This window comes from Mesorhizobium cantuariense, assembly GCF_042647205.1.
Classification (GTDB): domain Bacteria; phylum Pseudomonadota; class Alphaproteobacteria; order Rhizobiales; family Rhizobiaceae; genus Mesorhizobium; species Mesorhizobium cantuariense.
Map to the genome: position 1 here is coordinate 1,058,806 of NZ_JBHRVD010000001.1, position 11,724 is coordinate 1,070,529.

The 11,724-nt window shown below is 61.5% G+C and carries 12 protein-coding genes; 4 read left to right on the forward strand and 8 right to left on the reverse strand.

Features of this window, described 5'->3' with window-relative positions:
• Positions 1 to 118: 118 nt before the first annotated feature.
• The 4 genes from ACFOJ9_RS04975 to ACFOJ9_RS04990 form a co-directional block, all read right to left on the reverse strand.
• Complete coding sequence (locus tag ACFOJ9_RS04975; RefSeq protein ID WP_378977245.1) at positions 119 to 1,189, reverse strand: BMP family ABC transporter substrate-binding protein; 1,071 nt, start codon at positions 1,187 to 1,189, stop codon at positions 119 to 121.
• 108 nt (positions 1,190 to 1,297) lie between these two features.
• Positions 1,298 to 1,618: an NIPSNAP family protein gene (locus ACFOJ9_RS04980; RefSeq protein ID WP_378977247.1), complete on the reverse strand. Its 321-nt coding sequence runs from the start codon at positions 1,616 to 1,618 to the stop codon at positions 1,298 to 1,300.
• Positions 1,615 to 3,246 (reverse strand): GMC family oxidoreductase, encoded by a 1,632-nt coding sequence (locus tag ACFOJ9_RS04985; protein WP_378977249.1) that lies wholly within the window; start codon positions 3,244 to 3,246, stop codon positions 1,615 to 1,617. Before ACFOJ9_RS04985 ends, ACFOJ9_RS04980 begins: the two co-directional genes overlap by 4 nt.
• Positions 3,247 to 3,248: 2 nt before the next feature.
• Positions 3,249 to 4,100, reverse strand: coding sequence for a uracil-DNA glycosylase (locus ACFOJ9_RS04990; RefSeq protein ID WP_378977251.1), 852 nt, complete (start codon positions 4,098 to 4,100; stop codon positions 3,249 to 3,251).
• A 225-nt stretch (positions 4,101 to 4,325) separates the two neighbouring features.
• On the opposite strand from ACFOJ9_RS04990, the gene ACFOJ9_RS04995 reads away from it, so the two are divergent.
• Positions 4,326 to 5,003: a TetR/AcrR family transcriptional regulator gene (locus ACFOJ9_RS04995; protein ID WP_378977253.1), complete on the forward strand. Its 678-nt coding sequence runs from the start codon at positions 4,326 to 4,328 to the stop codon at positions 5,001 to 5,003.
• Between the two features lie 59 nt (positions 5,004 to 5,062).
• On the opposite strand, the gene ACFOJ9_RS05000 is transcribed toward ACFOJ9_RS04995, so the two are convergent.
• Together ACFOJ9_RS05000 and ACFOJ9_RS05005 are read right to left on the reverse strand one after the other, a co-directional pair.
• Positions 5,063 to 5,254: a hypothetical protein gene (locus ACFOJ9_RS05000; RefSeq protein ID WP_378977255.1), complete on the reverse strand. Its 192-nt coding sequence runs from the start codon at positions 5,252 to 5,254 to the stop codon at positions 5,063 to 5,065.
• A gap of 649 nt (positions 5,255 to 5,903) precedes the next feature.
• Positions 5,904 to 6,344 carry an Lrp/AsnC family transcriptional regulator gene (locus tag ACFOJ9_RS05005; protein WP_378977257.1) on the reverse strand — a complete coding sequence of 147 codons (441 nt, stop codon included), beginning with the start codon at positions 6,342 to 6,344 and terminating at the stop codon, positions 5,904 to 5,906.
• Positions 6,345 to 6,473: 129 nt separating this feature from the next.
• Between ACFOJ9_RS05005 and rocF the strand changes: the two genes are divergently transcribed.
• Together rocF and ACFOJ9_RS05015 are read left to right on the forward strand one after the other, a co-directional pair.
• A complete protein-coding gene (gene rocF, locus ACFOJ9_RS05010) occupies positions 6,474 to 7,394 on the forward strand; it encodes an arginase (RefSeq protein ID WP_378977259.1) in 921 nt (306 codons plus the stop codon).
• Positions 7,395 to 7,397: 3 nt separating this feature from the next.
• A complete protein-coding gene (locus ACFOJ9_RS05015; protein WP_378977261.1) occupies positions 7,398 to 8,444 on the forward strand; it encodes an ornithine cyclodeaminase in 1,047 nt (348 codons plus the stop codon).
• A gap of 217 nt (positions 8,445 to 8,661) precedes the next feature.
• Here the strand turns inward: ACFOJ9_RS05015 and ACFOJ9_RS05020 are convergent, their stop codons facing one another.
• A complete protein-coding gene (locus tag ACFOJ9_RS05020; RefSeq protein ID WP_378977263.1) occupies positions 8,662 to 9,930 on the reverse strand; it encodes a D-tagatose-bisphosphate aldolase, class II, non-catalytic subunit in 1,269 nt (422 codons plus the stop codon).
• Positions 9,930 to 10,916 carry a tagatose kinase gene (locus ACFOJ9_RS05025; RefSeq protein WP_378977265.1) on the reverse strand — a complete coding sequence of 329 codons (987 nt, stop codon included), beginning with the start codon at positions 10,914 to 10,916 and terminating at the stop codon, positions 9,930 to 9,932. Before ACFOJ9_RS05025 ends, ACFOJ9_RS05020 begins: the two co-directional genes overlap by 1 nt.
• Positions 10,917 to 11,154: 238 nt before the next feature.
• Between ACFOJ9_RS05025 and ACFOJ9_RS05030 the strand changes: the two genes are divergently transcribed.
• Positions 11,155 to 11,688, forward strand: coding sequence for a hypothetical protein (locus tag ACFOJ9_RS05030; RefSeq protein ID WP_378977267.1), 534 nt, complete (start codon positions 11,155 to 11,157; stop codon positions 11,686 to 11,688).
• Positions 11,689 to 11,724 lie beyond the last annotated feature (36 nt).

Below are 11,724 nucleotides of genomic sequence, written 5' to 3' on the forward strand. Positions count from 1 at the left end.
TTCGAAGACTGCTCCGACATCGGAGAGCGCAGCAATGTGACCGTAGCGCACGGTCACATTGCGGCATTCAAATATGGGGGATCTGTCCTCGGTCACCGCAGCATGATCCAGTCGAAGGTCAGAGGGTGGTATTGAACGGCACCTTCAGCGACCCGTCGAGGATCGCCGCGCGCGCCGCCGCTATTTCTGCGCCGACCTCCTTGCCCTTGGCGATGATATCCGCCGGTCCCTGCTGGGCGAAGAGGGGCGATGGAATGAAGTCGATGACGCCTGTTCCCAGGCCGGTATGCTCATGTGTGCCACCGGAAAAATCGCTGCCGAGCGCCTTCGTGACCTCGTTGTAAAGCGAGGTGCCGAAGTCGAGGCCGACGATCGAGATCACGGACTTTGGCCCCTGCGGGAACTGGGCCGGGTCGAGCACGCTCACCAGGCGGCCTTCCGCCTCGTTTGCGGCGGCGATGATGCCGAAGTCGGTTGCCGCGGCGTCGGTCTGGATGAAGTCGATACCGCTCGAATACATCTGCGTGGCGATTTCCTGGCCCTTGGCCGGGTCCTGGAAAGAGCCCGCGAATGCAATGGCGACGGATATGTCTGGACGCACGGACTGGGCGCCGGCCTTGAACGCATTGTAGTCGGCATTGATCGGTGGAATGGAAACACCGCCGATGAAGCCGAGCTTTCCTGATTTGCTCACGCGCGCGGCGAAAATGCCGGAGAGATAGCAGCCGAGATAGTAGTCATAGGAAACGGTGACGACATTCGGGATCGCCGGCTCGAAGGGATCTGCAAACAGCTGGATCCACTTGGTATTGGGATAGGAGGGAGCGAGCGCCTTGAAGGGTTCCGCGACCTCGTTGAAGGTCGAAACGATCACTGCCGCACCGGCATCGCCCAGCGTACGGAAAATGGTCTCGTAGGTCGCCGGGTCCTGGGCGTATACCGCGCGATACTGGAAGCCCTGCTCCTCGGAGAGCTGCTTGAGCCTGGCAATCATCGAGTCCACCGGACCGGCATCGCCTGCCGCCTGCGTGTGAACCAGCGCCACGAGGCCGCCCGAAGCATGCGCGGCGGCTGTCAGCAGGCCGCCCGCCATTGTAAAGGCAGCCAATCCTGCCGAGGCCTTGAGGAGACTGCGGCGGCCGACCGGCCGGTGCAGCACATTTATTTCATTTGAAGTCTTGTTGGTCATGTTCCCTTTTCCTTGCTCTAGAGGTTCGATATCCGCAACTTCTTATTGGGGTGGCTTCGTTCGCCGCCCGGGTCGTCATTGGGGCGCAAGATCTTGCACCCGTCTTCCTCAGGCGCCGGGAGAAAACGGCGCCGGATTCATGATCATCACGTCCTGGCTCTGAATGGCGCCGAGAGACCAGACGCCGGAGATGAACGCCTGCCATTCCGGGTCGGCATACATGGCTGCCCGCCGCGCCTCGCGGTCGGCGAGGCTGTCATAGCGCCACATCAGGACCGTCGTGTGCAGGCGGCCGATCTCGCTGACATAGAGCCCGAGAAAGGTGTTGAGATGCCGCTTCTGGATCGGCAGGCCTTCGGTCTCGTATTTCTTCAGCCAGCCATCGACTGTTCCCGGCCGGAACGTGTACGTGCGATGTTCCACGATCATCTGGATGCCTCGTCGAGAATGAATTCGGCGGCTCGCTCGCCGATCATGATCGCCGGCGCGTTCGTGTTGCCGCTGGAAATGATTGGCATGATCGAGGCGTCCGCTACGCGCAGGCCCTCGATGCCATGAACTTTCAGTCGAGCGTCGACCACTGCCATCGGGTCGCTGCCCATCTTGCAGGTGCCGACCGGATGGAACGTCGTCATGGCATTGGTACGCAGCCACTTGACCATTTCGGCATCGCTTTCGACGGCCGGACCCGGAGCGAGTTCCTTGCCGCGATATTTCTCGAAAGCCTTCTGCTTGATGATCTCCCGCGTCATGCGGATCGCGTTGACCATCGTACGAATGTCAAACTCGGTTTGCAGGTAGTTCGCGTTGATACGCGGCCGGTCCATCGGATCGGCCGAGCGCAACCTGATCTCGCCGCGGCTCTCCGGATTGACCGGGCCGACGCGTAACGAGAAGCCATGGTTGGCCTCCACCCGCTCTTTCTTGAACGGGTTTGGAAAATGCAGGTTCGCCGTCTTCTCGAGCGCCGGCATAAAGTGAAGCTGGATGTCGGGCGCGGCTAGGTCGGTGCGCGACTTGACGAAGGCCCCGGCTTCGTAGGGGAAGGTCGTGGCAATGCCTTCACCAAACAGCATGCCCTGGATCACCGACCAGGTGAGCTTGTCGGCGCGCAGGTCCGAGTAGAGTGTGACCGGCTCCGGGCATTCATAGGCCATGACGCAATCGACGTGATCCTGAAGGTTCTTGCCGACACCGGGAAGATCCTGGACGACAGGAATGTCATGCTGGGTGAGTTCGTCGGCAGCTCCGATCCCCGAAAGCATGAGGATCTGCGGCGAGTTGACGACGCCGGCCGACAGGATTACCTGGCGGTCTGCATAGGCTTTCGAAACGTTTCCTTTTCGACCGAACTCGACGCCGACAGCCTGGCCGTTCTCGATGAGGATGCGCCTCGTATGGGCGCGGGTGATGATCGTCAGATTCGGCCGTTTCTTTGCCGGCCGCAGGAAGGCATAGGCTGCCGAGCAGCGTTTGCCCTTCGCGATGGTGAAGTCATAGCGGCCGAAGCCTTCCTGCTCTTCGCCGTTGAAATCGTCGTTGTGAGGATATCCCGCCTGTCCGCCTGCCTCGTGGAAGACATCGAGCAGCTTGTTCCAGCCGCGCGCCCGGCAGACGGTCAGTTCACCTTTGGCGTTGTGGTAGGCGCCGCTGCGCTGCACATGGCTCTCCGAGTGCAGGAACGCCGGCAACACCTCGTCGTAGGACCATCCTGTGGCGCCCATCTGCGCCCAGCGATCGTAGTCGTGCCGGTTTCCGCGAACATAGATCATGCCGTTGATGGTGGACGTGCCGCCGAGCACCTTGCCACGAGGCCAGTAGAGCGAGCGTCCGTTCAGATGCGGCTCGGGCTCTGTGTGGTAATGCCAGTTGTAGATGCCCGAATGGAACAGCTTGCCCATCAGCATGGGCAGCCGGAACAGCGGGTTGAGATCCCTGCCGCCGGCCTCGAGCAGAAGCACCTTGTTGGCGGGGTCCGCGGACAGCCGGTTTGCCAGAACGCAGCCTGCCGAACCGGCGCCGATGATGATGAAATCGAATGTCTTCGCTGCCGCCATGGTCACCACGCGATGGGACGAGAGCCCATCTCCTCCAGGTAGTGGTTGCAAAGAATGAATGGATTGGGCCTGGAAAGGACGGCTTCGGCGCGGGCGGGATGATCGCGCAGAATGCAGCGAAGATACCCGCTTGCGTTCTCGTCAATTCCTGCTTCTGCCAGTGCCTCCGCGGCGGCGTCGCCGAACCCGAGGAGTACCAGCGGCTTTTCCCGCGAGGCAAGGGCACGCAAAATTTCCACGATCAGCGGACGCCAGAGCCGGATATGGCCCTTGGACTGATGCGGATCCACATCCACCTTGAAGCGGGTGAGCGTTAGCGAGGCATTCAGCAGCAGAACGCCTTTCGAGACCCAGCGGTCCGCGATATCGGACGGCTGCTCGATGCCGGCTGCACCGCTCTCCATGGCCGCAAGTGTCTTCGGCCAGTCGTCGAAGCTGCGGGCATAGGACAGGTCGCCGGTGCGCGCTGCCAGGATCATCTGCATGTAGGCTCGGATGCTCTTTGAAAACATCTTGTCGAGCTCATGCCATCCCGCCAGGTTTCCAGCTTCAAATGCCCGTCCGGTGGCAAACCCGGGTTCGGGGTAGGGGTCCTGGCCCAGAACGACGCAGTGAACCTCATCCGGGGCGATTCCGTCGAAAGCTCTCAGGCAATGCGCGCCCGCGGGCATGCCCGGAAAGTGCTTGCCGCGACGGACGGGAAAGATCGGCTCCCAGACTTCGAGCTCGAGTTCGCCCGCGATCCCGTCAATATCCGGCCCCGCATGCCTTACCAGCGAACGCCATGGTTCGTTCAGATCGGCGGACCAATCTGTCAGGAATTCCTCCATGGCGGTCTTTAGCAACATTGCCATTCGCACCCTCTCCAAGGTGGTCGACTGCGGCGGCTCCTTCAGGAACCTGACCGTTTTGTCAGCTTTTCATGAAAAAACTTGACCAGATTGTCAACTTCTTTTTTAGTGATGCTTCGATTCTCGCGGCCTCATACAACTCCGGTTGAAAGGTCTCTGGCCAAAAACGACTGTTGACCTGGGTGGTCATCCGGGAACAAAAATGCAATGAAAATAATAGGGTAGCCAATGACAGAAGAACTGAACGTGCGCCGTGCTGCCGCTGAAAAAGGGCACCCGTCGCAAGCCGCGTCGGATGAACCGATCAGAGCGCGGAACGTGCTCAAGATCCTGACAGCGGCTGTCGAGATATTCTCGCGGAAGGGCCTTGATGGTGCCCGCATCGTTGAGATCGCGAAGGCGTCAGGGCTGCCGAAGGGCAATGTCTACTATTATTTTTCCTCCAAAGAGGAGATCTACAATGCAGCCATCGATCGCCTCATCCATAGTTGGGACGACGCGTTTCGGCATATATCGGCCGATCGTGAGCCCGGCGAGGCAATCGAGGCTTACATTCGAGCGAAGCTGGACCATGCCCGGGAGAATGCCGCAGAGACGCGCCTTTTCGCGAACGAGATACTGCAAGGCGCTGTACATCTATCGATTGAGGCTCGCGATCATATGCGAACCGTCACGTCCGAGAAGGCGCGGGTGATCGATGCCTGGGCCGCGGCCGGAAAGATCGAGAAAGTCGACCCGCGCCATCTGTTCATTCTGTTGTGGTCCGCGACGCAGTTCTATACCGAGTTCGAGGCTCTCGCCTGCGACGCGCTACATGTCACCCAACTAAAGGTGGCTGACTACAATTTGGCCGCGAAGACGATCACGGAGACGGTCTTGAGGGGGCTCCTTGCCCGTCCATCGTGACGATTCAGTAAAGGCAAGATGATCTGTCATCGCCTGAGGCGTGCATGTGACCATCGATGTCACTCAGGCCGAGACCGATCCGGACGAATGGGTTGGGGCGTGCTCACCACCTTGCCGCCGACAGCGAAGCTGCCCTGCTCCTGGATCGTCAGCGGTTCTGGCTTCCCCTTTTGATCGGCCATTGCGCCTGCGGGGGAAAGCATAACGATCGCTGCCAACAATGATGCAACGTACCGATTCAGCGAGTTCATCGTATGCCCTCCGTCTCAACAATCTGTTCGTTGAGGAAGGTAGGCGGAACTGCATTGCCTGATTAGACGCTGATATCGGCATGCGTCTTGAAGCCCTGCTTAATAATTAAAAGAGAATGCGCTGCCAGATGAATCGAGATGCCGTTGCCGCCCCGGACGATTTCACAAACACGACGATAGGCTATGCTGCCAACGGTTTGACGTCCTTTTCGGCCACGACTTCAGAAAACAAACGTGAACTGGCGGAGGAAAGAAGCAGGACATCGGGAGACAACATCCTACGAGGGTGTCCCTCTATGGCGCCCGGCGTCCAGCCGTGGTGCCTATTTCGCTTCAGGCAGGTCTACCACGGGTTCCGTCTCGTCCATCATCTGCTTGACGGCATCGGCCGACCCTGCCGATCCTCGCTTCATCGATGGCCCACCCCGCGAAGCGTTCCAGCAAGGCGGCGACGTCACCAGTTCCTGATCACTTGGGCAAAAACTTGCCGGCGGCATGACCGCTCGTGTCCTTGCCGATGTTCATACGACAGTGTTGCAGCGGGCACGGGTAGCGGCGCTTACCATTTGCGCCATGGCGCAATAGCGAAGGCCGCTTCCATCGGCGCGGGGTCGAGGCAGGCCGCCGACCTCAATCCACGCAGCCGTGCTTAAAGACGGGCTTTTGTGCTGCGCGGCGTGGCCAGCAGCAGGCTCGTCTCGCTGCCGGTGATACCGGGCACAAGGCGAATCCGGCGCAACACCGCATCGAACTCGGTGAGGGTTGCCGTGTTGAGTTCGACCACCAGATCCCAGCGGCCATTGGTCGTGTGGATCGTAGCGACTTCCGCAAAGCCGCCAAGAGCGCGGATCACCCGATCGGCGGCATGGCCTTCGATCTCGATCATCATGATGCCCCTGACAGCCGAGCTGATCGCTTCGGCGCGCAAGATGACCGTGTAGCCGATGATCTCGCCGGACTGCTCAAGCCGCTCCATTCGCGAGCGTGCCGTGGCGCGCGACACGCCAAGATCCGCCGCCAGGTCGGAGATGCTGCGCCGCGCGCTGTGGCGCAGGAGCGTGATGAGTTTTTGGTCAAGCGAATCCGTCATTGTCCAATATGGCAGCCAGATATCCCAAAATGATAACTCTTGCTGCCGATTTTGCCAATCAGCCCTATTCAATCTGCCAGCAGCATACGGTTCAACTCCTCCTCGGCCTCATAGAGGGAGAGTGCTTGCATGAACTGCAACATATTGGGTGCGCCGGTGCAGGACGGCGCTGGCCGAATGGGCTGCGAAATGGGACCGAGCGCCTTGCGGACGGCGGGGCTGGTTGGCGCCCTCAGGGACCTTGGCCATACGGTTGCTGATCTTGGTACCGTCGCGCCGGCGCCGGTGCGTCCGCTCGCCCATGGCAACTTGGCGCTGAAGGCGTTGCCGGAGATTTCAGCATGGACTGCGGCCATCGCGGACGCAGCCTATGCCGCCAGCGCCGACGCCATGCCGATCTTTCTCGGCGGGGATCACTCCATTTCGGCTGGAACACTGTCGGGACTGGCCCGTCGCGCGGCGCGAATCGGCAGGCCGCTATTCGTGCTGTGGCTCGACGCGCATCCCGATTTCCACACGCTCGACACCACCGCCAGCGGCAATTTGCATGGCGTGCCGCTTGCCTATGCCAGCGGTCAGCCGGGCTTCCACGGCTACTTTCCGGACCTGCCGCAGCGGATAGACCCGGCCCGCGTCTGCACGTTGGGTATTCGCAGCGTCGATCCGGCCGAGCGGCAGGCGTTGCGCGCCGCGGGCGTCACCGTGCACGACATGCGCGCCATCGACGAACATGGCATCGCGCCGCTTCTGGGCGCTTTCCTCGACCGGGTAACGGCCGAGAATGGCCTTCTCCATGTTAGCCTCGACGTCGACTTTCTTGATCCATCGATCGCTCCTGCGGTCGGCACGACGGTTCCTGGCGGCGCGACATTTCGCGAAGCGCATCTGGTCATGGAGATGCTCTCGGACAGCGGCTTGGTCAGCAGTCTCGACCTTGTCGAACTCAACCCCTTTCTCGATGAGCGCGGCCGCACCGCCACGCTGATGGTCGACCTGACGGCAAGCCTGATGGGCCGCCGTATCATGGACCGGCCGACCAGGAGCTTTTGATCGATGACCACCAGACTGAACATCGTCCCTTTCGTCAGCGTCGACCACATGATGAAGCTGGTGCTTGCCATCGGCGTCGACCGCTTTCTCACCGATCTCGCAGCTTATATCGAAGAGGACTTCCGCCGCTGGGCACTGTTCGACAAGACGCCGCGCGTCGCCTCGCACAGCATTGACGGCGTGATCGAACTGATGCCGACGAGCGATGGTCGCCTCTACGGCTTCAAATACGTCAACGGTCATCCCAAGAACACGCGCGACGGCCGCCAGACGGTGACCGCCTTCGGCGTTTTGGCCGATGTCGGCAACGGTTATCCGATGCTGCTTTCCGAGATGACCATCCTGACCGCGTTGCGCACGGCTGCCACATCGGCGGTGGCCGCGAAATATCTTGCGCCGAAGGGCGCGGACTGCATGGCCATCATTGGCAATGGCGCCCAGTCGGAATTCCAGGCGCTCGCCTTCAAGGCGCTGCTCGGGGTCAACAGATTGCGCCTCTACGACATCGACCCGGCGGCCACGCGCAAATGCGCTGATAACCTGGCGGGACTGGGGTTCGACATCACGTCTTGTGCTTCCGCGCATGCCGCCGTAGAGGGAGCGCACATCATCACTACGGTCACCGCCGACAAGCAGTGTGCGACGATCCTCACCGACAACATGGTGGGCAGCGGCGTCCACATCAACGCGGTCGGCGGCGACTGCCCGGGCAAGACGGAACTCCATCGTGACATCCTGCTGCGGTCGCGGATTGTCGTCGAGTACACACCGCAGACGCGCATCGAGGGTGAGATCCAGCAACTCGATCCGGATCGTCCCGTCGTCGAATTGTGGGAGGTGATGGCTGGAACGGCTGAGGGGCGCAGCAACAGCCAGGCGGTGACGCTGTTTGATTCCGTCGGCTTCGCCACCGAGGATTTCTCTGCGCTCCGCTACGTGCGCGACCAACTCGCCGATACCGGCCTTTACGAAGAACTGGACCTCCTTGCGGATCCCGATGAGCCGCGTGACCTCTTTGGGATGCTGTTGCGTGCCGCAAAACAGGGCTGAAACTGCCGTGCAGGCTGTCCGACCGACAGAGCACAATTCGAAAGCCTGCGAACTCTCCCGTAGCCAACGCGGTCAGTGGCACGGTATCGCGCCCTGAGAGCAGACCGTCCCGCGGAAACTCTGTTGCCGCCCGCGACCAACAGGTTTTTGCCGTCGATCGCGAACTGTGCATACCATCGCTTTACTCCAGCTCTAGCCTTGAAGGGCCGGACGAGAGTCAGGTGCCGCATGCCCGAGCATAGACCTCGATGCTTCGCTGGATATGATCGATCGCGATGTCCTCACCGTCGCAAGCGCGGTCGGCCCAAGTGACCGCCGAAGGCAGGTGCTGGAGAAACAGCGTCACCGGCACCTTCCGGCCTTTCAACGTATCGAAGAGCTGGTCGCAGGCGGCACGGGCTTGCGGGGTCGCCCAATAGTATCGGATGCGATCGGAATAGGAGTAGTGGCGAAGCGTCCGCTTGTCGGCATCGCTGCCGTGATAGTGGCTTGCCCAATTCTTGGGGGCATCGAGCATCAGCTCTTCCATGGCGTGGTAAAGCGGCCGCTCGCCATAGAAGGGCACCAGATCGGAAGCGATCAGGTCGAGCGCATACAGCGCCTCGCGCAGTTTGAAGGTCAGCTCTGGGCCGACCTTGAGGATGGCGAAGCCGTCCTCGACGAGTTCACGCAACGGCCTCTCGCCCTGATAGTCCGTCGAATGGGCTTCGAAAATGAGCGACGGCAATCCGTTCAGGGTTGCGGCCAGATCGCGGGCCTTCGCCCGATCGTAGAAGATCACATTCTGGTTGCTGAACTCCACGCCCGGCTGCACCACAAGGCCGATGACGCGGGAAAACGCGCTTTCAAGCCCGGCGGCCCGGAATGCCTTGGCGTGAATGGCTTGTGTCTGGCGAGCGGCCTCCGGACTGGTCGGGATGATCGCATCCAAGGCGTGATCGGCGCCGCCGGGGGGTGGTACTTCCGTGCCGATGATGTAGACCGGGCTTGCCCCGCTGCTCTGCGCTGCCGCCTGTTCCGCGACGCCGGCCAGTCTGGCCGCACGCTCGGCCACCGTGTGGTCGTCGAGCGCCGCCGGCTCACCCGCACAGCCCATCGAGGCATCGAGGTGGATCTTTCGGAAGCCGGCGCGGACATAAGCATCGACCATTGTCCCGGCCTGCACCATCGCCTCCTCGGCGGGCCAGTCTTTCCAGGGATTGGGGCCGAGGTGATCCCCGCCAAGCACGATCAACTCTTTCGGGCATTGCTCGGTTGCCGCGAGCGTTTCCACCATCGCCGCGAAATCGGCCGGCGTCATGCCCGTATACCCCCCCAGATGGTTGACCTGGTTGCACGTCGCCTCGATCAGGACGGTGGTACCGGTTTCCCGGCCGTGGCGCAGTGCGGCTTTCAGCACCAACGGGTGTGCCGAACACACTGAGGTCACCCCGATCTTCTTTCCTTCCCTGTGCAGGGCCGGCAAATCTTCGATTGCCACACGCATCAGCTTCTTCTCGCCGTTCTTGCCATGAAATCTTCCAGTTCGGCCCGCGTGCCGGCTCCCTCCATGGGGCCGAGGCGTGTGACGTTGCGCGCCCCTGCCGCGTTGGCGAATTCGAGCGCCGTCTGCAGCGTCATGCCCAGCCGCCGGCATGCGACATAGGCTCCCCCGAAACAGTCGCCGGCGCCGGTGGGGTCCGTTTCCTCGACGATAAGGCCAGCGCAATCGGCGCGGGCGCCGGTGCGTTGACGGGCCGACGCGCCATGTTCGCCGCGCTTGATGGCGATCTCCTTGACCCCGCGTTTGAACAGCGCCTCGATCGCGCGTTCCTCGCCGTCCATGCCGGCGGCCAGGAACAATTCGTTGCCCGACGGCAGCAGCAGGTCCGCTTTGTCCACCAGACTGGCGAATTTCTCCTCGGTCTGGCCGTGGACCAGCAATTCCTTGCGCAGGTTCGGATCGAGCGACATGGTGCCGCCGCGTGCCTTGATCAGCGGGATCGCGCGTTCGGTGATCGCCCAGGCAGCAGGGCTTGCGAATACCGTTCCCATGACGTGGATATGCCCGCACCGCGCGATCAGCGCCTCGACCCGCGGGGTCCATTCCAGCCGGGCGGCGGCGGATTTGGCGATGTTGTAGACGAAATCGCGGCTTCCGTCCTCGCGGTAGCGAACAAAGGCGCTGCCCGTCGGATGATCCGGGGAAACGGCGATGGCGGAAATATCTACGCCGTCCCGCTTCAGGCGCTCGAGGTTGACGAAGCCGAAATCGTCGTTGCCGACCACGCCCACCATCGCGGCCGCTCCGCCCATACGCGCGCATTGATAGATGAAGATGGCGGGCGCGCCGCTCGGAAAGGGGCCGATGAGGTCGATAGGTTCCCGAAAGCCGGTGCCGGTCTCCCTGGCGACGATCTCCACCAATATTTCTCCAATCGTCACGGTTGGCCCGAGTGAGTCTGGTGCCAGCGTTTGGGGAGTGTCGTTCATCAAGCGTCCAATCCTGGGGTGTCGTTCGCGGTTTCACGAGGCTGAGGCAAGGGGATTCTTGCCGGATCGATGTGAATGGCCAGCTGAGATATGCATCTTTGAACAACAAAACATTGACGCTCTGCGCCATGCTGACCCGCCGTGGGCCGCTCAAGGCTGGCCTTCGCGTACGTCGCTCGGCCGTTAAGCCTCGCTCAATCTATCCAGCCTATCCTGGCTTGCAGATTGTCGAGGGAACATGAAACGCAAGCCGCTTCTGCTTTTTGCCTTCCCGTTTCTCGTTCTTGCGATCCTGGCAGGGGAGCGCATGGCGACCTTCTTGCTGGGAGCCTATCCAGCCAGCCCTACAACATGGTGGATTTGGCTTGAACTGCGCCCTTTGTCGACGATGCTTTGGCAGCAGGTCGATGTCTATCTGGGCGGCTCTATGGCTGTCGATGCCGCCATCCTTGCTGCCGCGTCGATCGTCTGCTGGGTGGCTTGCCACACCAGAAGGTCGGCTTTCTTCTTCCTCGCCAACCACGTCGCCCTGATTTTAGCCGGGCTGATGATCGCGGTCGGCAGCCACTCGGAAACGGCGAGCACGATCGCTGCATTCACGTCGCCCAGCGGTCTTCCGTACTCGCTGGCCGTCGATTTCACCTTGAAGAACAGCCTGGTGCTGATTTTGGGCACGATGGCCTGTGCCTACTGCCACATCGCCTTCCTCACTGAGGCGCGGGAGCGGTCCGTCCGGGCCATCCGCATCCTGGCCCTGCAGCGCGATCTCTAGGCCGTTCCAGGCGGCCTTCGTCAGCGACGCCCGAAG